Below are 21,351 nucleotides of genomic sequence, written 5' to 3' on the forward strand. Positions count from 1 at the left end.
ACGCCTGCTCGACCGCGTACTCGTCCAGCTCCGACAACAGACCGTCGACATCCTCACGGTCCAGCGTCAGGTCATCGGCGAAACGCCGGTCACCGGTCGCGTCGGGCACGTACTTCACACAGACAACGATCCTCAAGCTCACGCCGGCTCTCCTGCCTACCTGGGTGTGGTCCCACCTGGGTGTCATTCGTACTGATGGAGAGATTATGGCACTCAGTACCCTCTGTAAAGGTACGCAGTGCCAAAATCCTCCTCGCGGTGCTACGTTTCGCCGCATGAGCGAGGCGCGAGGATCCGAGAAGAAGGCACCCATGCGGGAGGTGCTCGCACAGGCGGCCTTCCGGCTCTTCCTGGAGCGGGGCTTCGAGCGGACGACCGTGGACGACATCGTGGCGCTGGCCGGGGTGGGCCGGCGTTCGTTCTTCCGCTACTTCCCGTCCAAGGAGGACGCGGTCTTCCCGGACCACGAGCGCTGCCTCGCCGAGACGACCGAGTTCCTGGCCGCCGTCGACGACAGCGACCCGGTCGGCGCGGTGTGCGACGCCGCGCGCATCGTGCTGCGGATGTACGCGGCCAACCCCGAGTTCTCCGTGCAGCGCTACCGCCTCACTCGGGAGGTGCCGGGGCTGCGGACGTACGAACTGTCGGTGGTGCGCCGTTACGAACAGACTCTCGCCGGACATCTGCGGCGCCGCTTCGGCGAGGGTCGCGACGGGGAGCTGCGGGCCGAGGTGATCGCCGCTTCGGTGGTCGCCGCGCACAACAACGGGCTTCGGCTGTGGCTGCGTTCGGGCGGGGCGGGCGACCCCGAGGCGGCTGTGGATCATGCGCTCGCCCTGGTCCGAGAGGTGTGGGGGCGGCCCGCCGTCCCCACACCGGCCACCCCCTTTCCGGTCTCCGGCGACGGCGGCGGGAAAGGGGAGGTGATCGTGATGGTCGCGCGGAAGGGCACCCCGATGTGGCGTGTCGTGCAGCAGATCGAGGCAGCCGTCGGCGAGAACTGAGTACCAATGGGCACTCAGTGCCTTTACGGTCCGGCACTGAGTGCCATATGGTGCGGACGCGCCCGCAGTGCAGGTGCGGCGCGTCCGAGTCGAGCGCAGGGGGTCGAGCCGTGTCCCAGACAGCAATGGGCACCGTCCAGAAGGCGCACGAGGAGTGCGGCCTCTCCTACAATCGCTGCCGCTGGTGCGGCACCGCCTCGTTCCGGCGGCTGCTGTGCCCGGTGTGCGCGTCGAGCGAACTGGAGCCCGAACGCACCACCGGCCACGGCGTGGTCGTCCGGACCGCCGTGGTCCACCGCTATACCGAGGCTGCGCGCAACGAGTCCCTGGTGCGGTTCTCGGAAGGGTTCGTCTTCCGCTGCCAGATCGTGGGGGCGGCTCCGCACCTGGTGACGGTCGGTGCGCGCGTCCGGCCCGTCTCCGGGGACGAGCCCGAGACGGGCGCGGTGGTGCTGGAGCTCTGCGAGCCGCCCGCGCGGCGGGACTGGGTCTGAACAGCCCGGCCGGCCGGGCGGCGAACCGCCGATCGGCCGGTCAGCCGAGCCGGTTGAGCAGTTCTGCGGCCAACGGGACGGAGGAGGCCGGATTCTGACCTGTGATCAGGTTCCGGTCGGTGATGACGAACGGCGCCCAGGGCTCACCTTCCTGGAAGTCCGCGCCCAGCGCCACCAGCCGGTCCTGGAGCAGCCACTTCGCCTTGTCCGCGAAGCCCGCCTGGGCCTCCTCGGCGTTGGTGAAGCCCGTCAGCCGATACCCGGCGAACGCGGACCGGCCGTCGGGTCCGGTCGCGGCCAGCAGCGCCGCCGGGCCGTGGCAGACCACGCCGAGCGGCTTGCCCGAAGCCAGCACCCGGGCGAGCAGCCGCCCGGAGACGGGGTCCACCGCGAGGTCCTCCATCGGGCCGTGGCCGCCGGGGTAGAAGACGGCGTCGTACGCGTCCGGGTCCACGTCCTCCAGGGCGACCGGCCGCCGCAGCTCCTCGAACGCCTCAAGACCGGCCGCCACCGCGTCGGCGCCCTCCTGCCCGCCGTTGACGTCGGGCGCCAGGCTGCCCCGGTCCACGGTCGGGACGACGCCGCCCGGGGTGGCGACGACCACCTCGTGCCCGGCGTCGGTGAACGCCCGGTACGGCGCCACGGCCTCCTCGGCCCAGAAGCCCGTGGGGTGGGCCGTGCCGTCCGCCAGGGTCCAGTGGTCCGCGCCGGACACCACGAAAAGGATCTTTGCCATGTCGTACATCTCCGTTGGTCGGGGTGGCTGACCAGGCCGACGGTAGGCCCGGCCCGGCCAGGATCCGCCTCCTGCCCACGTGTGCCGGAAAGAGGCTTCCGACGGGGCTGCGGCTTTCGGCCGTCCGGCGGATCCCCTGCCCCCGGCGACGGGTCCGCATCATCCGGAGGGCTCCCGGCGCGGCTCAGCCCCGGTGGGTCCCGGCCGCACGGGCGACCAGCGCCTCCGCGTTGCCCGAGAGCCAGGCGGCGACCACGTCGGCGGGGAGCGGGAGCGCGGCCAGCTCATCGGCCAGCGGTCCCGTCGGCCCCGGATTGACCCAGGTCGAGGTGCCGAACATGACCCGGTCGCGGGCCATCCCCCGGGCGTGGTGCAGCAGGGGCTCCCAGCCCGAGCCGGGCTTGGACATGTGCCGGGGCCGGTGCGAGGAGAACTCCAGGAAGACCCCGGGGTGCCGGGCGGCCGTGAGCAGCATCTCCTGCACATCGGGCCAGCCCGCGTGCCCGGCGACGAGCAGCAGCGCGCGGTGGCGGCCCGCGAGCGTCTCGACCGTACGCCAGCTGCCCAGGCCGCTGGGGTGGCTCCGGGCGAAGTGGTGGCCGGTGTGCAGCCAGACCGGCAGCCGCGCCTCGGCCGCGGCGTCCCAGACCGGGGCGAACCTCGGGTCGGCCGGGTCGGTGCCGTCCAGGAAGGGGATGACGCACAGCCCGGTCGCCCCGGCCGCCAGCGACCGTTCCAGCTCCCGCAGCGCGGCGGCGGGGTCGCGCAGGGAGATCCCGGCCCAGACGTGGATCCGGTCGCGCACGTCCCGTACGGTCTCCAGCAGCCACTCGTTGACCGTACGGCCGTCCGGCAGCCGTTCCGCCGAGCCCATGGCGAACTCGCCCGTCACGCCCTGCCGTTCCCGGTCCGCGAGATGCCCGGCCAGATCGAACGGCGGCCGGTCCGGTGGCAGGAGCACGTCGATCGCGTCCTGCCGGCGGACGGCGAGCGCGTCGCGGTACGCGGTGTGCGAGGCGCCGAAGTGCCGGCAGAACGAGGCGGAGAAGACATCCAGGTACTCAGGGGCGTTCTCGCCCAGCCGGTTCAGGTACGCCCGCCAGCCCGCGTCGTCGTACACCAGCGAGCAGGCGTCCACGACCGGCGGGCGGATCCGGACTCCGGGGTCCGCCACGGCGGTGGCCACCGTTGTTCCGTTGCCCGGCGCGGGGACGGACGACACGTTCACGGTCACTCCATCGGAAGCAGGAAGGGGAAGGACGAGGAAGCGGAGAAGGAGGGAGAAGAGAACGGCCGGGCTCAGAAGGGAGAAGGGAACGGCCGGGCTCAGGTGGCGGCGCGCCGGGCCTCCCAGGCGGCCACCAGTGCCTCGGTCTGCTCCACGTACCCGTTGAACAGGCCGGCGAGCGAGGCCAGTCGGTCCCGGGCCTCGCCGCGCGCCACCGGGATTCCCGAGCTCAGCGTCTCGGTGAACTTGCGCATATGGGCGTTGTTCACCAGCAGTAGGTGCTGGAGGTCGCCCACCGCCTCGTAGTCGATCCGCCTGCTGCCGGCCCTGGTCGAGCGCCGCACCAGGGACCAGGCCTCCAGTTGGCGGGCGGCCACACTCAGCCCGCTCTTGGCCTGGCCGAGTTCGCGGGTCATGGTGTCGAGGTCCACCGGCTTGTTGCGCAGCAGGAGGTAGCCGAAGAGGCGGCCGGTGGCCTGCGGGAGGCCCCAGCGCTCCATCAGCGAACCCATCTCGCTGATGAAGGCGGCTTCCGCGTCGCTGAACCCGTCGGAGCCGGGCATCGGGAGGGGTCCCGCGTCGGGCGTGATGTCGTGGTCAGTCATGGTCTCGCTGGGGTCTCAGGCCTTCAGGAAGGCGACGGTCAGCCGGTTGACCTCGTCGGGACGGTCCAGATTGGCGACATGTCCGGCACCGGGGATCACATGGAACTCGCTGTGGGGATCGCGTTCGCTCCACCGTTCCATCGCCGAGCGGATGTTACCCGTGCTGTCGTGTTCACCGCAGAGGAGAAGTTCGGGCTTCTCGACCCGGTAGTCGGGGGACGGGTCGATCGCGCGGGTCATGCCGTCCCAGGTGGTGAGGAAGGAGCGCCTCCCGTTGGCCAGGAAGGTCTCGCGCAGATACGTCCGCGCACCGGGGTCCTCGGCCGACGCCGTGGCCATCGACCGGGTCAGCCGACGGTAGGGCACCAGCCGCATGAAGGCGCGGGAGAGCGCCAGGCCGCGCCGCTCGGCCCGGGTGATGGGCAGGGTGTTGGACGTGGAGCCGATCACCACGAGTGCGGCGACCTCGTCGGGCCGTCGGCGCAGATACTCCTGCGCGATGTTGCCGCCCATCGACTGGCCCAGCAGCACCACGGGCCGGGGCATCCCGGCCGCGTCCAGCAGCGCTGCCAGGTCCCGCGCCGCGTAGACCGTACGGAATCTGCCCGTGCCGGAGACGGACGCCCCGTGGTAGCGCACGTCCCAGCGCAGGGTGCGGTAGCCCGCGCCGACCAGTGCCGGGATCTGCGGATCGAACATGCGGTGGTCGGCCCCGGCGCCGTGGGTCAGCGCGATCCCCGGGCGGTCCGCAGCTCCGGCGGTCCAGTAGTGCAGCCGGGCGCCGGAGACGTCGATGCTGTGCGCCGTCTCCTCGACGCGGGCCCCGGTGACGGTTCGGCCGTCGGCGCCGGTCATCGGGGGGCCTCCTCGGCGGGGCCGGCGGTGAACGCGGACAGGGGCGCGGACAGGGGCGGAGGCGGAGGCGGAGGCGGCGAGGCCGCCGGGCGGCGGTGTCGGAGTGCTTCGTTCATCAGAATCAGAATACTCTCTCCGTCGCAGCCGCAAAGGGAGGCGGCCCCGACGGGTCGCGGCACCGGACGGAGACCCCGCCCGGCACCGGTCAGGCGCCGGTGAAGCGGGGCGGCCGCTTCTCCGCGAACGCGGCCATCCCCTCCCGGGCGTCGGCCACCGTCGCGTGCGTCTTCAGGTGGTACGTGTCCTGGAGCCGCAGCCCGTACTCGGCCGGCTGCCCCCAGCTCCGCTCCCGCAACTCCTTGAACAGCCCCACCGAAGCGGTCGGCAGTGCCGCGAACCGGCCCGCCAGATCGGCCAGTTCGCGGTCGAAATCCTCCGGTTCGCAGAGCCGGTCGAACAGCCCCAGGCGCACCGCCTCGTCCCCGGAGACCATCCGCCCGGTGAGGTAGATCTCCGTCGCCCGCGCCGGACCGGTCAGCCGGGACATCAGGACCACGTTCCCCACATGCCCGACCCCGGCCAGACAACTGCCGATCGAGGCACGGGTGTCCGCCAGCCGGAAGTCGGCGGCGCAGGCGATCTCCGCCCCGGCGCCCGCCGCCGCCCCGGTCAGCCCCACGACCACCGGCTTCGGCAGATGCAGGATCGCCTCGCAGACCCGCAGGTAGTGGGCGTCCGAGGTGATCGGGTCGAAGGGGGTGTCCGCCCGGTCGCCCAGCCGCCACCGCCGTACGCTCCCGACGTCGTCGCCCGCGCAGAACGCCCCGCCGTTCCCGGTGATCACGACCGTACGCACCCGGGGGTCGTCGCCCGCGCACATCAGGCCGAGCAGCAGATGGCGGGAGAGCGTCAGGTCGAGGCTGTTGCGGCGGTGCGGCCGGTCCAGCGTCAGGGTGGCGACCCCGCCCGCCAGCGAGGCCCGCAGCGGTACGTCCTCCTTGCCGTCCACCCGGTCGGCGAAGTCCGCGAACGACTCGGTCGCCGCCCCCGCCCACTCGGCCGGGGGTTCCTGGCCCGCCCGGAATGCTTCCTGGTTCATACGATCTTCTCCCTGCGTATCCGGATGCCCGCGGCCTCGCGGTCCCACGTCCCCGCCACCACGCCCTCGGCGCGCAGCGTGTGCTTGGTCGGCTTGCCGGTGGGGGTCTTCGGGAGCTCGGGCAGCACCCGGATGTAGCGCGGCAGCATGAAGTGGGCCAGCCGCTCCCGCAGGAACTCCAGCAGCGCCGCCGGGTCGACCGGGGCCGAGGGGTCGCGGTCCGCCACCACCAGCAGCACCTCGTCCTCGCCCTCGTCGCCGGGCACCGCCACCGCCGCCGCCTCCAGCACCCCCGGGTGGGCCACCGCCTGCGCCTCCACCTCGAAGGAGGAGATGTTCTCGCCGCGCCTGCGGATGGCGTCCTTCTTGCGGTCCACGAAGACCAGCCCGCCGTCCGGGGCCCGGCGGAAGGTGTCCCCGGTGTGGAACCAGCCGTTGCGCCAGACGGCGGCCGTCTCGGCGGGCCGGCCGAGGTAGCCGCTCAGGAACGACCACGGACGGTCCGCGCGCAGCACCAGTTCGCCCGCCTCGCCGTCCGCGACCTCCCGGTCGTGGTCGTCGACGACCCGCGCGGCGATGCCCGGCCGGGGCTCCCCGCAGTGCATCGGGACGCCCGGGTGGTGGTCCGGCGCGGATTGCACCGGACACGACACCTCGGTCATGTTGAACAGCGCGCGGACCGGGACCCCGAACCGCTTGGAGAACTCCGTCGCCCCCTCGGTGAACGGGATGACGTAGGCCGCCCGCAGCGGGTGCGCGGTGTCCTGCGGCAGCGGCGGCTGCTTGAGCAGATAGGTCGCCATCACGCCGAGCAGCGTGCACAGGGTCGTCCCCGTCCGCCGGATCAGCGGCCAGAACTCGCCGGTGGTGAACGCGGGCACGACCGTCACCGAACCGCCGTGCACCAGCATCCCGTACGCGCCGATCGTGCCGCCCGCGTGGAACAGCGGCAGTTGCAGCAGATAGCGGTCCTCCGGTCCGGCCATGCCGTGGAACGCGGCGGTGCAACTGCTGTACAGGTGCGCGTAGGAGGAGACGACGCCCTTGGACGGACCGGTCGTCCCGGAGGTGTAGATGACGGTCTGCGGGTCCCACGGCCGGGGGGCGGGCACCGGCTCCGCGAACTCCGCCCGGTCCGCGCGCAGTGCGGTCTCCACCCGGAAGCGCGTGGCCAGCCGCCCGGCGAGCGCCTCCACGTCCTGGGCCGCGTCCTCGGGCCCCGGCAGCAGGACCACCGTGCGCACCGCCCCCACCGCGTCGTCCGAATCCTCCAGCCGGGCCGCCAGCGACGGCCGGCAGATCAGCACCTCGGCCCCGCTGTCGGCGATCACCTGACGCAGGATCGCGCCCCGGTAGGCGATGTTGAGCGGCACCAGGACCGCGCCCGCCAGGTTGACCCCGTACCAGGCGCGCAGCGCGTCGGGTCCGTTGGGCAGCCAGCTCAGCACCAGTTCGCCCGGGACGACGCCCAGCGCCTGGAGCGCGGCGGCCGTCTCCTCGGTCTCCCGGAGGGTGCGCGCGTACGTCCAGAGGTCACCGTCCGGCATCAACGCGTACGGCGCCGCCGGGGCGGCGGCGGCACGTCGCCTGAGCAGGGGACCCAGCACGCACTGCTCCGCCGTGGGCACGGCGGCGGACGCCGGATCGAGCACATCGTCGATCACGCGGTCTCCCCGGCGCTCGGCGCGGGCAGGGTGCTCAGCCGCAGCACGCTCTCGTACGGGCCGCCGTACCAGACCGACTGACGGGCGGTGCGGCAGTGCTCCGCCTCGCCGACCGGGCCCGGGATGTTGGGGTGCCGGTCCAGATGGGGGAAGTTGCTGCTGGTGACGTGGATCCGCAGCCGGTGCCCGGGGGCGAAGCGCCACGCGGTGTCCCCGAGCAGCAGATCGGCGTCGTACGGCTCGTCCCGCGGGCCGTCCCCCTCGGCCTCCAGCCGGAGGCTGGCCTCGGCCACGAGCAGCGAACGCCCGTCCGGGTGTACGTCGGTGAGTTTGGCGACCACGGCGGTGGCGGGTGCGTCCGAGCCGAAGCGGAGCCGCAGCCGCTGCCGGCCGACGGCGTCCAGCGGCTCGGTGAGCGGCTCGGAGGTGTAGCAGAGCACGTCCGGCCTGTCCTCCAGATGCGCCTGGTTGAGCGGGCCCGCCGCCAGTCTGCCGAGCTGGAGCACCCGCCCCCCGTGCGAGGGCACCGGGTCCTCCGGGTCGTAGGTGAACGCGTCGTGGCCCGGGGCCTCCCGGGGCGGGGCGGGCAGCAGCCTGCTGCCCTCCTCGCCGTCGGCCGGACCCGCCAGGTACCAGGGCGCGTCGACGGCCTCGGGCGGCGGCCAGCTCGCGGCCCGGTGCCAGGCGTCATCGCCGAAGAGGAAATACCGCACGTCCCCGCCGGAGTCCCGGCCCGTCGTCCCCCCGGCCGGCCGTAGATGGCGGTCGAAGAAGTCCAGGTGCAGATCGGCCAGCCGTGCGCCCTGCGCCGAACCGTAGGGCCCCGTGTTCACCTCGCCCTGCACCTGCGGCAGTTGACCCGAGTGCACCCAGGGTCCGACGACCAGCTCGTGCCGTCCCGCCACCGGGTCCAGGGCGCGCACGGCGCGGTGCAGCTCGATCGTGCCGTGGGAGAACACGTCGTACCAGCCGCCGACCGAGAAGGTGGGCACCCCGACCTCCCCGAGGCGGTAGTCGGCCACCGTCGCCACGTGCCCCGCGAAAATGTCCCGCAGCCGGCCGGGAAACCCATCGAAGTCGAGGATGGTCGACAACGGCCAGCGGCGCAGCGGCACTTCGGGTGCGGTGAGCAGCTGCACGACCTCGGCGACGACCGCCCCGTCCACCGGATCGCCCGCCGCCGCCCGGCGCTGCACCCACTCCAGCGCGGTCAGGCCGAGCCAGCTCGTGAGGTGGTCCAGCCGCAGGAAACCGCCGAGCTGCTCGGCGTCGAAGGGGGCCGAGGTGGACATCGTGGGCGCGATGGCCCGCAGGTGCGGCGGCTTCTCCATGGCGGCCAGCCACTGGACGATCGCCTGGTACGAGGTGCCCGCCATGGCCACGTTCCCGTCGCACCAAGGCTGTTCGGCGGTCCACTCGACGGTGTCGTACCCGTCGGGCCCCTCCTGGGACCAGTCCAGCGGCGCCCACTCGCCCTCCGAGCCGAACCGGCCCCGGGTGTCCTGCACGACCGCCGCGTACCCCCGGTCCACGCACTGTGCCGGGGTCAGGGTGGCGAGACCCAGCGGGGACTTGCCGTACGGGGTGCGGAAGAGCACGGCGGGCGAGGTCGGTCCTTCGGCGGGGCGCCACACGTCGGCCCGCAGCACCGTCCCGTCGCGCATCTCCACCGGCACGTCGTGCTCGATGAGGGTGGTCCTGCCCATCAGCGGGTCTCCTCAGCATCCGGTCCGGCGCCCTCGGCGCGGGAACGGGTCAGATGGCGGGTCATGGCGTCACCGGCGGCGGCCCGGCTCGCCGAGGGCTCGACGCGGACCAGCGGGCCGACGCTCATCCGGGCCGGACGGTCCAGCAGCCACGCGACGGTGTCCGCGATGTCCTCCGCGTCCAGCACCTCCTCCTCGGGCACCCCGAGATCGGCGGGCCGGGCCGCGAGCCGGGTGGAGACCCAGCCCGGGGCGACGGTGACCGCGCGGATCCCGAGGTCGCGGTTCTCCTCGTGGATCAGCTCGGTGAGCCGGTGCACGGCGTGCTTGCTGACGCCGTAGCCGCCGCTGCCCGGCACCACCTCCGAGCCCACACCGGAGCCGATGTTCACGACCCAGCCGAAGCCGCGCTCCCGCATGCCGGGCAGCACCTCACGGGCCAGCAGGAACGGCACCGTGAGGTTCACCCGCAACTGCCGTTCCCAGTGCCGCTCCTCGGTCTCGTGGACGGCGGCCAGCCGGATGGCGCCCGCGCTGCACACCAGCAGCCCGACCGGCCCCAGCCCGGCCGCGGTGGCGGCGACCGCCTCGGCGGGGGCACCCGGCTCGGCCAGGTCCAGGGCGAGCGACAGCGCGGTTCCGCCGGCCGCGCGGATCGACTCCGCGACCTCCTTCAGTTCGGCCTCCCGCCGCCCGACCAGCGCCACGGCGCTGCCGCGCGCGGCCAGTCGGCGGGCGACGGCGGCCCCGATCCCGGAGGAGGCGCCGGCGACGAGGGCGACCGGGTGGCGGCCTGCTTGCGCGGTGGCGGTCATCGGTTCTCCCCCTCCGCCCGCTCCGGGAGCGCCGGTGCAGGGAAGGCCCGCTCCGGGTATCCCGGCCGCAGCGGAGCCACGTCACCGAGGCCGAAGCCGCCGTCCGCGCGCAGCACGGCACCGGTCACCCGGGAGGCCGATCCGCTCAGCAGATAGCCGAGGACCGCCGCCACCTCGTGCGGGTCGCCGACCCGCCCGGCCGGTATCCGGCTGATCCAGCCGCGCCGGTGGTCGGGCCCCGCCGCGTCGCCCATCGGCGTCTCGATGATGCCGGGAGCCACGCAGTTGGCGCGGATGCCGTGGCGGCCCACCGAGACCGCGAGACAGCGGATGTACTGCGCCATCGCGGCCTTGCTCGCCCCGTAGTACTCCAGGCCCGCCACCGGGCTGAGCGTGGAGCTGACCGAGGAGACCCCGACCACCGCTCCGGGCATCCTCTCGTCCCGCCAGCGGGCCGCCAGGTACTCGGTGACGGCGACGAAGCTGTGCAGGTTCACCGCGAAGGTCCGGGCGGCGGAAGCGGGGTCGCCGCCGACCGCGCTGAAGCCCAGGTGCCCCGCCGCGTACAGCAGGGCGGTGACGCCGTCGGCCGCCTTCCAGGCCCGTTCGCCCAGGGAGGCGGCGTCCTCGGCGTCGGAGAGGTCGCAGCGCAGGGTCCAGGCCTGCCGGCCCCGGGCCTCGATCTCGGCGGCCACCTCCTCCAGCGCCTGCGTCCGGCGGGCGGCCAGGATCACGTCGGCCCCGCGTCCGGCCAGGTGCAGGGCCGCGGCCCGGCCGATGCCGCTGCTCGCGCCCGCCACCAGGACCTTGTGGCCCAGGAGGTCCTGACCGCTCACCGGCTCCGGCGGCGGCTGCTCCCGCGGAGCACCGCGGCGCGGTGCGGGGGCCGTCGTCGGCGGGCCGGCGGGCAGGGACGGGATCTGGCCGAGGCCCGCGCCCCCGTCGACCGGCACGGTCTCGCCGACCAGGTACGAACACCCCTCGGAGACCAGGAAGGCGACGGTGGCCGCGACATCGGCGGCCGTGGTGGGCCGGCGCTGCACGAGACAGCGCAGCAGCCCGGCCTCGGCCTCGGCGGACAGCCGGTGGCCCAGGCCGGGGGAGTAGCCCGTGACCACGGTGTTGCCGGTGACGCCGCGCCCGGCCACCTCGGTGACCAGGTGCTGCCACCAGGCCCGGTCGGCGGCGAGCCGCGCGTACCGGTCGGGGTCGGTTCCGGCGTGGGTCTCGCCCGTCGCGTCGGTCACCAGGACGAGCCGTCCCCGGCCCACCGCCGCCATCGCCAGCGCGGCGGCCCGGACGCGTGCGCGGTCCAGGCCCGCCGAGCGTCCGGCGCCGTACGCCTCCTCGCCGAGCAGCAGAGCGCAGTAGGCGGCCGGGGCGGGGCCGCCGGAATCGGCGCGGCCGGTGTCCGGGGCCTCGGTGTCCGGGGCCTCGGGGGCGAGGCCGAGCGCGGTGAGCGCGTCGGAGAGGGCCCCGGCGGCAGGACCGTCGCCCCCGGCGGCGTCGACGACCACGCGGGTGCTGACCGGCGCCCGCGACGGGTCCCCTCCCGCGGCCGTCCCGGGCCGCGTCGCCGTGCTGTGAACGTGGGTCATGGCAAGTCGCCGCCTTCGTATTCGATGACCATGCTCGTGGCGTCGCCGCCCGCCCCGGAGGCGAGCACCAGCGCGCTGTCTCCGCCGGTCGCCAGGCCGCCCGCGAGCACCGGGTCGCCCGGCAGACCCGCGTACGGGACCAGGGTGTTGGCGCTGGGGGCGATATGGCCGTGGCGCAGCATGAGGAGGCTGCCGAGGAGTTTGACCAGGCCGCCGGTTCCGGCGACATGCCCGAAGACCGCCTCCTGGTTGGTGAGCCGCAGCTCCCCGCCGTACCCGGCCGCCTCCTTCACCCCGGCGAGCGCCTGGCACAGGTGGTCCTCGACGAACCGGTTGCCGTCCGCGTAGTCGTTGACGAACGCCAGATCGCCCAGGCCGCGCCGGGCCGAAGCCAGCGTGGCCAGTACGTCGCCCACCACGTTGGCGGGCGGTCCGGTGGCCACGGTGGAGGGGCCGTTGGAGCGCGAGGTGCGCAGATGCGCGCGGTGCAGCAGCCCCGGGCGGTCCCCGGTCGCCGCCGGGTTCTCCAGGACCACGGCGAGCGCGCCCTCCCCGGTGGCGTTGCCGGTCTGGATCTCGTCGTGCGGCCGGACGTCGGCGGGGTCGTCGGAGAGCGAGGACGCGCGGTAGCCGCTGCGTCCGGTGTGGCTGGTGCCCGCCACGAAGACCGGGTCCACCGTGGTGTCCACGCCGACGACGATCGCGCGGTCGATGTCCCCGCACCGGAACATCTGCTGGACGAGGTGGAGCGTCCGCAGCGCCACATTGCAGGAGCCCGCCACGCTCAGCGTCTGGCAGGGCAGCCGGAGGCCGGAGGCCACGGTGCCCACCACACTGGGCGGGGTCCCGTTGAGCCAGTACTCCATGCCGAGGGCGGCGACCCCCTCGTCCCGGGCCAGGGCGTAGTAGCGCTCGGTCTCCGGGAACGCGAACTGGAGCGAGCAGGCGACGAGCGCGGTACGCCCCGGATCGAGGTCGTCCGCGCTCAGCCCGGCGTGCTCCAGCGCCCGGTGCACCGCACCCGTGGCCATCAGCCCGGCGCGCGAGGAACGGCGTATCTGCCGTTCCGACAGCGGGAGTTCGGTCTCCGGGTCCCAGCCGTTCACGGTCCCGGCGATACGGAGGGGGAGTTCGGGATGGGCGTACGGGGAGAGGCAGCTCGCCCCGTCGCGCACCACACCCCAGAAGGTGTCCAGGTCGGTGCAGGCGCGGCCGTCCGGCCCCGGCAGGACGAACCCGGCGCCGGAAAGCCGCAGCAGAGGCAGCTCAGCAGACATCGCCACCTCCCAGCAGCAGTGCGCTGTTGACCCCGCCCACCTGGTAGTTGAAGCTCAGGGCCCGGTCGAAGCCCAGCGCACGCGTCCTGGTGCCGGGGACCGGGTCGAATGTGCAGACGGGCGACGGGGTCGCGCAGTTGGCCGTGGGGCAGACCTCTCCCTCGCGCATCATCATCAGCGTCAGCGCCGTGCCCAGATTGCCGAGCGGCGCGCCGCTGTGCCCGAAGCACGCCTCCTGCGAACTCACCAGCACCTGCTCGGACCGGTCGCCCCACAGGGCGCGGACGGCGTTGGACTCGATCCGGGTGAACAGCGCGTCGCCCTCGCCGCCCCCGTTGACGTAGGGGATCCGCCCCAGCGAGGTGTGGTCGCCCAGGGCGCGGCGGGCCGCCTCGGCCAGCCCCGTACCGCCGGTGTCGATGGCGACGGCGCTGTTCAGGCCCCCGCGCGTGGTGGCCTGGCCGAGGACCGCCCCGTGCGTCCGGGCGCCCCGCGCGGCGGCGTGTTCGCGGCTCTCCAGGATCAGGGTCACCGACCCGTCGCCGTAGTTCATGCAGTCGCCCGCCGCGTCGTACGGGCGCATCGGCCGGTCGTGACGGGGTGCTGCCGGCGGATCGCTGTTGTGCCGCACCGTCACGCCCTCGCGCTCGACGACCTCGCGCAACCGGTGGCCGTGCAGCACCCGTTCGGTGTCGAAGCGGTCCACCCCGGTGACCACGACCAGGTCGCTCTGGCCGGAGGCGATCATCATGCGGGCGATGCCGAGCAGCACCGAGGAGGAGGCGCAGCCGCAGCTCACCGTGTAGTTGGCGCCGGTGGAACCGAGCAGCGCGGCCTGGACGGGGCCGACGTCGCTGGAGGTGCCCGCCACCAGGAGCCGTACGAAGAGGGACTTGGCGTCCGAGGGAGTGACCGTCGTCGGATCGGCGTCGTGCCAGGCGCGGTAGCTGTCGTAGTTGCTGTCCACCCCGGCCCGGGCGGTCAGCACGTCCGCCCCTCTCAACTCGCCTATCCCGTAATCGAGTCCGGCGTCCCGGCAGGCCTCGGCCAGCGAGATCAGCCCGTAGAGGTGGACGTCGGCGTAGCTGCGCAGATAGCGGGCCGGTATGTCCGGCAGCAGCTCTCCGAACGCCTCGCGGGCACCGCGTACGGTCCCGTGGTGGAAGCCGTCGCGTTCGACATGACTGGTCCCGGTGGAGGCGGCCGCCCAGACCTGCTCGGCCGTGCGCACCGGCTCGTCGCCCGCACCGGGCAGGCAGAAGCCCATCCCGGTGACCAGCGCGTCCCGGGGGCCGGGGGCCCAGGGGCGCGCCGCGGGGGCGAGCAGCTGTTCCGGCAGGGGCGGTTCGCCCTTCCCCGGGCCGTGCTCCTTGCTCACAGAGCCCCCGCGTCCACGTTGACGGCCTGTCCGGTCATCCCGCCGGAGAGGTCGGAGAGCAGGAACAGGACCTGGGCGGCGATCTCCTCGGGGCGCACCAGGCGCCGCAGGATGGTGCTGTTGACCGCGCGCCTGAGGTACCGCTCCCAGGTCAGGTCCGGGGGGCCGTGGTGCTTGGCGATGGCGGCCATGAAGGCGTCGCCGTACCGTCCGCCGTCCGTGGCGGCGGGGCTGTCGGTGAGCCCGGGGCAGACCGCGTTGACCCGCACGCCGAAGGAGCCCAGCTCGGAGGCGAGCGCCTGCGTCATGCCGTTGAGCCCGAACTTCGAGGCGCAGTATGAGGTGTTGGCGGGCAGCCCGCGCTTCCCGGCGATGGAGGAGACCATCACGATGTTGCCCTCGCGGCGCTCCATCATCCCCGGCACCACCGCACGGGCGACCCGGAAGGCCCCCAGCAGGTTGATGTCGAGGGTGGCCGTCCACTGCTCCTCGTCCTGGTCGCACAGGAACGCCTGGTTGCGGGCCTCGCCCGCGCAGTGCACCAGCCGGTCGATCGGGCCGAGCTGTTCCTCGGCCTCGCGGACGGCGGCGCGCACACTGTCGCCGTCGGTGAGGTCACCGGGGACCGCCACCGCCCGCCCGCCGTCCGCCTCGATCCGCTCGGCCAGCAGCCGGAGCTCCTTCTCGCTGCGGGCCATGAGCGCCACGCTGGAGCCGTGGGCGGCGAGCATCGTCGCCAGGACGGCGCCGATCCCGCTGCTGGCGCCGGTCAGAAAGGTGGTCCTGCCCTGGAGCAGGGTGGGTGCGAAGCCGCTGGTCATGCTGTTTTCTCCGCTTTCTCGGGGAGGTCCGCCGTCGCGGCTGTCGTACGTGGTGCGGTGGTCCGGTCGGCCGGGGGCAGGACGCGGGCGGGCAGTCCGCCCGCGTCGACCTCCAGCACGGTGCCGGTCACCGAGGGGTTGTCGGCGGCGAAGGCGACCGCCTCGGCCACGTCCCTCTCGTCGCACCAGCGGCGCAGCGGCACATGGCGCCGGAGGTCGGTCATATAGGCCGCGTGCCGCTCGTTCGCCGCCGAACGGCGGCGCAGCGCCTCGCCGTCGATGACTCCGGGCGCCACCGCGCTGACCCGGATGCCGTACTCGCCCAGCTCGGTCGCCCAGGTGCGGGTCAGCGCCTCCACCCCGGACTTGGCCGCGCAGTACGCCGACTGCCCGTACGCGCCGTGCCGGACCGTGGAGGAGATGTTGACGATCGCCCCGGGCGTGCCGGCGGTCAGCATCGCCTGCGCCGCGTGGCGGCCGACGAGGAAGGTGCCGGTGAGCAGGGACGTCACCACCCGCTCGAAGTCCTCCAGCGGGTGTGGGGAGAGCAGCGGCGGGCCGTCGCTCCGTTCCTTGACGCTCACCAGGCGGCGGGAGAAGTTGTTCCCCGCGTTGTTGACGCAGAGCCCGAGCGGTGGGGCGTCCTCGGCCAGCCGCTCGAAGAGGGCGGCCACCGACCGCTCGTCGGTGACGTCCGCCCGCACGGCGTGCAGGACGAGCCCGTCGTCGGCCGCCGCCTTCACCCCGGCGTCCAGGCTCTCCGGGTCGCGCCCGCAGATCACGGTGTGCCAGCCGACGGCGGCCAGCTTTCGGGCGATGGCGGCGCCGAGTCCCCGGCTGCCGCCGGTGACCAGGGCGGTGCCGCGAACACCCGTGCGTGGCATAGCTGTTGATGACTGCTCAGACACGGAAGAGCAGCCCCCCGTAGTACCAGCCCGAACCCACCGTGGGCGTGTAGCAGAGGTCCCCGGCCTTCAGCCGGCCCTCGCGCGCCATCTCGGAGAGCACGATCGGCACCGAGGCGCTGCCGGTGTTCGCCCGGGTCTCGTAGTTGGTGACGAAGCGTTCCTCCGGGATGCCGAGACGTTCCCGTACGGCGGTGTGCAGCTGGCCCGTTCCGGGGTGCGGCACCACCCAGTCGATCTCGTCCATCTTCGTGCCCGAGCGGGCCAGCATCCGGGCGGCCAGATCGGCGTGGGAGTCGGCGGCGATGGAGACCAGCTCGCGGCTGCTCCTGATCCATCCGTTGGGCGGGTACACGGTGACCGTCTCCCGGCCGGAGCCGTCGCTGATCAGCAGCGAGTCCCACAGGCCGGCGCCCTGCCCGGCGCCGCGCGACACCACGGCCGCGCCGGCCGCGTCGCCCACGATCAGCTCGCCCTTGCTGCCCGGGCGCACCCGGCGCGAGAACCGCTCGCTGGAGACGACCAGCGCGTGGCGCCAGGTGGCGTGTGTCCCGAGATGCGCCGCCGCCGTCTGGACCCCGTGCACGAACCCCGTGCAGGCGCCGCACACGTCGAAGGCGAGCGCCCGGTCCGCACCCAGCAGGTGCGCGGTGTGCGGGGCCCACTCGGGGACGAACTGACGGTCCGTCCAGTTGCTGAGGATCAGCAGGTCCACCTCGTCGGCGGTGATGCCCGCCTGCTCCATGGCCGCACGGGCGGCGCGCACCCCCATGTACGCGGGGGTCTCCTCCTCGTCCGCCACATGGCGGCTGCGGACGTCGAGCCGGCCGATGACGGCCTCGTCCACCGCGTTGCCCGCGGGGTCCTCGGCGCTCTCGTTCTCCACCTGGAGACGTGGGTAGTAGTGCCCGAATCCGGACAGGCGCAGTCCGCTCTCGCGCCACAGGGAGGTCTCGTCGTGCATCTCTCGTCTTCCCGTACTGTGCGGTGGGGCCGGGGGACGCCCGGCGGCTGGGGAATCGGCCGGGCTCACGGAATCCGCAGGAGCATCGCGCCCCAGCTGAAGCCGCGGCCGATGCCGATCGTCGCGACGAGATCGCCGGAGCGGATCTTCCCGGAACCGAGGTTCTCGGAGAGGCAGCTGGGGATGGAGACGCTGGAGGTGTTGCCGCGTTCCTGGATGTTGGTGAGGAGCTTCTCGCGCGGGATCTCCAGCGTCCGGCACACCTGGTTGATCATGTTCAGGTTGCCCTGGTGCGGCACGAACCAGTCGATGTCGTCCACCGTCAGGCCGTTGCGCTCCAGGATCTCCAGGCCCACGTGGGAGAGCAGCTTCGGACCGACCGCGCCGACCTCCCGGCCGCGCATCAGCATCTTGTCGTTCTCGTCGATGTCGAAGGCGTCGAAGTACGAGCCGTCCGCGTGCAGCGCCACGTCCAGCAGCCCGTGCTCCTCGGTGTCCGCCGACCAGACCGCCGCGGCGGCCCCCGCCCCGAACAGCGCCGAGTAGCGGTAGTCGAAGTTCAGGATCGGGCGCGGGTTCTCCGCGCAGACGACCAGCGCGTTGCGCATGCCGAGCGCCGGAAGCATCGCGGCGGCCGTCGCGGTGCCGTACATGAAGCCGGCGCAGGCCACCGAGGTGACGTCGAAGCAGGTGGCGTGGCGCAGCCCGACCTGCTTCTGGAGCGGCAGCGAGATGTCCATGTAGTTGTTGGTGGCGCTGGAGGGGTTGACCCGCGGCCGGGTGGTGGACGTCGTGCCGATGACGAGATCGATGTCGTCGGGCCCCAGACCGGCGGCGTTCAGGGCGTCGTCCACCGCCTTGGCCGCCATCTCCACCGCGCGTTCCTTCTCGTCGGCCGGCCAGTGGCGGCTGACGATCCCGGTGTTCTCGCGGATCCAGGCGTCGTCGATGCCCAGCGCCTCGATCTGCTCGAAGTGGGCGTTGGTGATCGGCTCGCCGGGGAAGTAGTGGCCGATCCCGGCGAGCCGCACGGGGGCGATCGCGGTGGGCGGCAGCGGGCGCAGATGTGCCGTCGCCGGGTCGGGGACGGTGTCGGCGGTGGTGGTCATCGGTAGAAACCTTCCGGGTCCATGGTGCGCAGGAGGACGAGTTCTTCGGTGGTGACGGCCTTCTCGTCGGTCAGGAAGCCGCTGACCCCGGTGGAGGCCGCGGGGAACTCCCAGCCGGTGAGGTCGCGCACCGCCGCCTCCGGCCCGTCGGGGAGGTCCTTCCCGGCGCGGCCGCGGCCCGGAACGGGCGGCAGCCAGCTCGCCAGCTCGAAGGCGTCGCCGGCCCCGGCGCGGGTGAAGCGCCCGAACTGGCTGACCACGTCGCGGACCCGCAGGCCCGGACTGGTGAGGTGGGTCAGCCGGGGTACGTAGCGGCGGGCCGAGGCGACCGCGATCACCACGCAGTCCACGGACGAGGCGATGTCGTTGGCCCCGCCGGAGCCGGTGATCCAGCGGCCGTCGGGCAGCAGCGTCGTGTTGATGTTGGCGTCCGGGTCGATCTCCGCGGCGGAGAGCACGCCCAGGCAGCGCGGGTTGGCGGCGACCGCGCCGCCCAGCGTCTCCGCGACGCCCGCCAGCATCTGCGAGCGCTCGGCGTGCCGTTGGCTGAAGAGGAAGACGTCGCCGGGTTCGGGGTCCATCGACTGGAGGCCCAGCTCGGCGGCCACCTGCACCTGGACGCCGTCGCGTCCCAGCAGCCGGGCCGCCAGCCACGCGGACATGTGCGAGGTGCCGATCCCGGCGAGCAGCGTGTCGTAGCCGCGCTCCCGGACCAGGTCGACGATCGCGCGGGCGCCGAGCACGATGAGCTGCTCCTGCTCGGTGGGGGCGGCGGACCCGTCCGCCGGGCTCCGGTCCTTCTCCACGGCGACCGGGACGCCCGGGGGAGCGGGGAACACCAGCGCGGCGCGGCGGGTCCCACCCAGCTGCTCCAGGTAGTCGGCGTGGCTGCCCGCCCCGCCGACCCACTTCTCGTACCAGGCGGCGGCGGACTCCGGGTCCTTGCAGGCGGCCACGATGTCGGTGAGGAAGCCGTAGTCGTCCAGGTAGCCGTCGACTCCGGCCAGTCCACCCGTGCGCAGTGACTGCGGGTGGGCGCCGAGCGGCGCCTCGCACAGGCCGAGGACGCGGGCGGCGGGGATCACCACCCGGTCCGGCATCGCGGCGATCACCTCGTCGTCGACGATCGCCTCCACGGAGGCGAGGACCCCCTCGGTGGCGGCGTACGCGGCCCAGGCGCCCTCGCCCAGCGGGGGGCAGGCCACGACGTTGCCCCGGCGGTCGGCGGCGACACCGTGGAAGAGGGTGAAGCGCGGGCGCAGCGGGCTGAGCAGGGTGACGGTGCGCTCCGGGTCCTCGGGGTGCGGCACCAGGTGGAGCCTGCCCTCCTTGCCGTGCCGGAGGTCGGTCTCGGCGAGCATCGAGCCGGTGGTGGCGAAGGGCTGGCCGAGCGCCGCGGCCATCAGCCGCTGCGTGTAGCTCAGCAGCGACCACATCTCCACCTCGAACGGCCGGCCCTCGGCCAGCTCGCGGTAGAGGCGGTTGGGGCGCGGTGAGGGGTAGGTGTCGCCGACGAACCCGGTGATCACCTTGCGTACGGCGCCGGAGAGGGCCAGCGCATGGGCGCTGGAGTGCACGGCGGTGGTGCTCACCGTCATGCTGCCGCTCCCGGCGAAGGTCCGGCACACCGCGTTCAGCAGGGCGTTGGGCCGCGACATCGTCGCCGCGGCGTGCACGTGGTCGCCCTCGCGGACGAAGCGGCGTATCAGGTCGTCGGGGCCGGTGGCCAGGTAGGGGCCGGTGGTGGAGGGGCGTTCGAGGGCTGTGGTCATGCGTGCTCCAGGGCCATGACGGAGGTCTGCGAGCCGAAGGCGAAGGACAGCGAGACCGCGAGGTCGATCTCGGTGTCGCGCGGCCCCTCGGCGACGTGGTCGTAGTCGCACTCGGGGTCCGGCGTGACGTGGTTGGCGGTCGGGGCCAGCCGCTGGTGATGGAGCATCAGCGAGGTGGCGGCGACGTTGATGATCCCGGCCATGCCGAACGTGTGGCCGTAGATGGGTTTGTTGGAGCCGTGCGGCGGCAGGTCCGCGTCGTCGTGGCGCGGCAGCAGGCGGCGCAGGGCCCGGCTCTCGGCGATGTCGTTGTACCGGGTGGCGGTGCCGTGGCCGCAGACGTAGCCGATCTCCTCCGGCTTGCGCCCGGCGTCGTCGAGCACGCCCGCGACGACCGAGGCGGTGACGTCCCCGACCAGGTCCATGCTGGTGGCGTGGTTGGCCTCGTTGAGGGCGCGGTGGCCCAGGATCCGTGCGTAGATCCGGGCGCCGCGCGCCCGGGCGGACGACTCGCGCTCCAGGCAGAGCGTCATGGCGCCCTCGCCCAGGGCGAATCCGCGCCGGTCCCGGTCGTAGGGGCGTACGGCGGTGGCGGGGTCGTCGCTCTCGGGCGAGAGCACCCCGTCCCCGAGCGCCAGGTAGCAGCGGGCGACCTCGGGGGCGATCGGGAACTCGTGCCCACCGGCGAGGACCACGTCGGCACTGCCCGAACGCAGCTCGCGCAGAGCGAGACCGATCGCGTGGTGGCCGCCGACACAGGCACTGCTGACCGTGGTGACCAGGCCCTTCGCGCCGACGCCGATGGCGGCGAGGGTGGCCGGACAGCCGGCCAGACCGCGGAACATGGCCGTCGCCCTGCCCCCGTACGGGTTCTGCTCCGGGGCCGCCGCGATGGTCTCGGCCCACCAGGACAGCGGGCCGCGGGACGAGGACTGGACGATGCTCATGCGCTCCGGGGCGATCTGGCCCCGGGCGATCCCGGCGTCCTCCAGGGCGTCGCCCACGGCGGCCATGGTCGCCAGGATGTCGCGGTTGTACTTCGCGGCGTGCGCCGGCAGGAGGTCCGGCAGCCGGGCCCCGGTGTCGAAGGCGCCGAGCTGCGCGGCCGCGTGGACCGGCAGCCCGGCGGCGGCGAACGCCGGCGACTCCAGCCGGCTCACCTGTGAGGTACCGGTGGAGACATGGCTCCAGAAGGAATGGACATCGGGGGTGCCGGGCAGCACGCATCCGATGCCGGTCAGCACGATGGGATCGGAGGGGTCCGGGGAAGGGGATCGGCTGCTGTCCATGGATCGAAGCTAGCTGCCCTTACATGAGCCTC

At 73.5% G+C, this 21,351-nt stretch carries 19 protein-coding genes and 1 pseudogene; 2 read left to right on the top strand and 18 right to left on the bottom strand.

The genetic code is table 11. The features are described from left to right. Nucleotides 1-142, bottom strand: a pseudogene (locus IE272_RS11690) (electron transfer flavoprotein subunit beta); the annotation flags it as partial. A 169-nt stretch (nt 143-311) separates the two neighbouring features. Here IE272_RS11690 and IE272_RS11695 point away from each other — a divergent pair. Then, nucleotides 312-1,004: a TetR family transcriptional regulator gene (locus IE272_RS11695; protein ID WP_057666696.1), complete on the top strand. Its 693-nt coding sequence runs from the start codon at nt 312-314 to the stop codon at nt 1,002-1,004. Nucleotides 1,005-1,129: 125 nt separating this feature from the next. Then, entirely contained in the window at nt 1,130-1,498 is a 369-nt protein-coding gene (locus IE272_RS11700) for a Zn-ribbon domain-containing OB-fold protein (protein ID WP_007456597.1), read from the top strand. A 40-nt stretch (nt 1,499-1,538) separates the two neighbouring features. On the opposite strand, the gene IE272_RS11705 is transcribed toward IE272_RS11700, so the two are convergent. From IE272_RS11705 to IE272_RS11785, 17 genes are all read right to left on the bottom strand, one after another. Further along, on the bottom strand, nt 1,539-2,234 hold the full coding sequence (locus tag IE272_RS11705; RefSeq protein WP_050357813.1) for a type 1 glutamine amidotransferase domain-containing protein: 696 nt from the start codon (nt 2,232-2,234) through the stop codon (nt 1,539-1,541). A 184-nt stretch (nt 2,235-2,418) separates the two neighbouring features. Beyond that, complete coding sequence (locus tag IE272_RS11710; protein WP_229897282.1) at nt 2,419-3,462, bottom strand: amidohydrolase family protein; 1,044 nt, start codon at nt 3,460-3,462, stop codon at nt 2,419-2,421. A 98-nt stretch (nt 3,463-3,560) separates the two neighbouring features. Beyond that, the gene (locus IE272_RS11715) at nt 3,561-4,067 is read right to left on the bottom strand and encodes a GbsR/MarR family transcriptional regulator (RefSeq protein ID WP_050357425.1); all 507 of its coding nucleotides are present in this window, start codon (nt 4,065-4,067) and stop codon (nt 3,561-3,563) included. 15 nt (nt 4,068-4,082) lie between these two features. Continuing rightward, nucleotides 4,083-4,922, bottom strand: a complete 840-nt coding sequence (locus IE272_RS11720; protein WP_190006807.1) for an alpha/beta fold hydrolase — start codon at nt 4,920-4,922, stop codon at nt 4,083-4,085. 205 nt (nt 4,923-5,127) lie between these two features. Then, the gene (locus IE272_RS11725) at nt 5,128-6,021 is read right to left on the bottom strand and encodes an enoyl-CoA hydratase/isomerase family protein (RefSeq protein WP_057666699.1); all 894 of its coding nucleotides are present in this window, start codon (nt 6,019-6,021) and stop codon (nt 5,128-5,130) included. Further along, complete coding sequence (locus tag IE272_RS11730) at nt 6,018-7,685, bottom strand: ATP-dependent acyl-CoA ligase (RefSeq protein WP_190006808.1); 1,668 nt, start codon at nt 7,683-7,685, stop codon at nt 6,018-6,020. Before IE272_RS11730 ends, IE272_RS11725 begins: the two co-directional genes overlap by 4 nt. Then, a complete protein-coding gene (locus tag IE272_RS11735; RefSeq protein WP_190006809.1) occupies nt 7,682-9,391 on the bottom strand; it encodes a CocE/NonD family hydrolase in 1,710 nt (569 codons plus the stop codon). Before IE272_RS11735 ends, IE272_RS11730 begins: the two co-directional genes overlap by 4 nt. Next, on the bottom strand, nt 9,391-10,206 hold the full coding sequence (locus IE272_RS11740) for an SDR family oxidoreductase (protein WP_190006810.1): 816 nt from the start codon (nt 10,204-10,206) through the stop codon (nt 9,391-9,393). The genes IE272_RS11735 and IE272_RS11740 overlap by 1 nt, the downstream gene beginning before the upstream one ends. Further along, entirely contained in the window at nt 10,203-11,804 is a 1,602-nt protein-coding gene (locus IE272_RS11745; protein ID WP_190006811.1) for an SDR family NAD(P)-dependent oxidoreductase, read from the bottom strand. Before IE272_RS11745 ends, IE272_RS11740 begins: the two co-directional genes overlap by 4 nt. Further along, the gene (locus IE272_RS11750) at nt 11,801-13,081 is read right to left on the bottom strand and encodes a beta-ketoacyl synthase (protein WP_057668583.1); all 1,281 of its coding nucleotides are present in this window, start codon (nt 13,079-13,081) and stop codon (nt 11,801-11,803) included. The genes IE272_RS11745 and IE272_RS11750 overlap by 4 nt, the downstream gene beginning before the upstream one ends. Then, nucleotides 13,071-14,459, bottom strand: coding sequence for a beta-ketoacyl-[acyl-carrier-protein] synthase family protein (locus IE272_RS11755; RefSeq protein WP_050359043.1), 1,389 nt, complete (start codon nt 14,457-14,459; stop codon nt 13,071-13,073). Before IE272_RS11755 ends, IE272_RS11750 begins: the two co-directional genes overlap by 11 nt. After that, entirely contained in the window at nt 14,456-15,280 is an 825-nt protein-coding gene (locus tag IE272_RS11760; RefSeq protein ID WP_057666718.1) for an SDR family NAD(P)-dependent oxidoreductase, read from the bottom strand. The genes IE272_RS11755 and IE272_RS11760 overlap by 4 nt, the downstream gene beginning before the upstream one ends. After that, entirely contained in the window at nt 15,277-16,164 is an 888-nt protein-coding gene (locus tag IE272_RS11765) for an SDR family NAD(P)-dependent oxidoreductase (RefSeq protein ID WP_229897283.1), read from the bottom strand. The genes IE272_RS11760 and IE272_RS11765 overlap by 4 nt, the downstream gene beginning before the upstream one ends. Nucleotides 16,165-16,180: 16 nt before the next feature. Continuing rightward, entirely contained in the window at nt 16,181-17,149 is a 969-nt protein-coding gene (locus tag IE272_RS11770; protein WP_057666722.1) for a ketoacyl-ACP synthase III, read from the bottom strand. A 65-nt stretch (nt 17,150-17,214) separates the two neighbouring features. Beyond that, nucleotides 17,215-18,258: a ketoacyl-ACP synthase III gene (locus IE272_RS11775; RefSeq protein ID WP_007456626.1), complete on the bottom strand. Its 1,044-nt coding sequence runs from the start codon at nt 18,256-18,258 to the stop codon at nt 17,215-17,217. Beyond that, nucleotides 18,255-20,030, bottom strand: coding sequence for a CoA-transferase (locus IE272_RS11780; protein ID WP_190006812.1), 1,776 nt, complete (start codon nt 20,028-20,030; stop codon nt 18,255-18,257). Before IE272_RS11780 ends, IE272_RS11775 begins: the two co-directional genes overlap by 4 nt. Beyond that, nucleotides 20,027-21,319, bottom strand: coding sequence for a beta-ketoacyl-[acyl-carrier-protein] synthase family protein (locus IE272_RS11785; RefSeq protein ID WP_190006813.1), 1,293 nt, complete (start codon nt 21,317-21,319; stop codon nt 20,027-20,029). The genes IE272_RS11780 and IE272_RS11785 overlap by 4 nt, the downstream gene beginning before the upstream one ends. Nucleotides 21,320-21,351: the final 32 nt, after the last annotated feature.

Origin of the sequence: Streptomyces anulatus, assembly GCF_014650675.1 — a bacterium.
Classification (GTDB): domain Bacteria; phylum Actinomycetota; class Actinomycetes; order Streptomycetales; family Streptomycetaceae; genus Streptomyces; species Streptomyces anulatus.

Bases quoted from the DNA above. Each gene is read 5' to 3' on its own strand.
- IE272_RS11735 (WP_190006809.1), bottom strand. From the start codon at position 9,391: ATGGGCAGGACCACCCTCATCGAGCACGACGTGCCGGTGGAGATGCGC.
- IE272_RS11695 (WP_057666696.1), top strand. From the start codon at position 312: ATGCGGGAGGTGCTCGCACAGGCGGCCTTCCGGCTCTTCCTGGAGCGG.
- IE272_RS11750 (WP_057668583.1), bottom strand. From the start codon at position 13,081: ATGTCTGCTGAGCTGCCTCTGCTGCGGCTTTCCGGCGCCGGGTTCGTC.
- IE272_RS11745 (WP_190006811.1), bottom strand. From the start codon at position 11,804: ATGACCCACGTTCACAGCACGGCGACGCGGCCCGGGACGGCCGCGGGA.
- IE272_RS11740 (WP_190006810.1), bottom strand. From the start codon at position 10,206: ATGACCGCCACCGCGCAAGCAGGCCGCCACCCGGTCGCCCTCGTCGCC.
- IE272_RS11770 (WP_057666722.1), bottom strand. From the start codon at position 17,149: ATGCACGACGAGACCTCCCTGTGGCGCGAGAGCGGACTGCGCCTGTCC.
- IE272_RS11720 (WP_190006807.1), bottom strand. From the start codon at position 4,922: ATGACCGGCGCCGACGGCCGAACCGTCACCGGGGCCCGCGTCGAGGAG.
- IE272_RS11780 (WP_190006812.1), bottom strand. From the start codon at position 20,030: ATGACCACAGCCCTCGAACGCCCCTCCACCACCGGCCCCTACCTGGCC.
- IE272_RS11725 (WP_057666699.1), bottom strand. From the start codon at position 6,021: ATGAACCAGGAAGCATTCCGGGCGGGCCAGGAACCCCCGGCCGAGTGG.
- IE272_RS11700 (WP_007456597.1), top strand. From the start codon at position 1,130: ATGGGCACCGTCCAGAAGGCGCACGAGGAGTGCGGCCTCTCCTACAAT.
- IE272_RS11715 (WP_050357425.1), bottom strand. From the start codon at position 4,067: ATGACTGACCACGACATCACGCCCGACGCGGGACCCCTCCCGATGCCC.
- IE272_RS11775 (WP_007456626.1), bottom strand. From the start codon at position 18,258: ATGACCACCACCGCCGACACCGTCCCCGACCCGGCGACGGCACATCTG.
- IE272_RS11765 (WP_229897283.1), bottom strand. From the start codon at position 16,164: ATGCCACGCACGGGTGTTCGCGGCACCGCCCTGGTCACCGGCGGCAGC.
- IE272_RS11760 (WP_057666718.1), bottom strand. From the start codon at position 15,280: ATGACCAGCGGCTTCGCACCCACCCTGCTCCAGGGCAGGACCACCTTT.
- IE272_RS11705 (WP_050357813.1), bottom strand. From the start codon at position 2,234: ATGGCAAAGATCCTTTTCGTGGTGTCCGGCGCGGACCACTGGACCCTG.
- IE272_RS11785 (WP_190006813.1), bottom strand. From the start codon at position 21,319: ATGGACAGCAGCCGATCCCCTTCCCCGGACCCCTCCGATCCCATCGTG.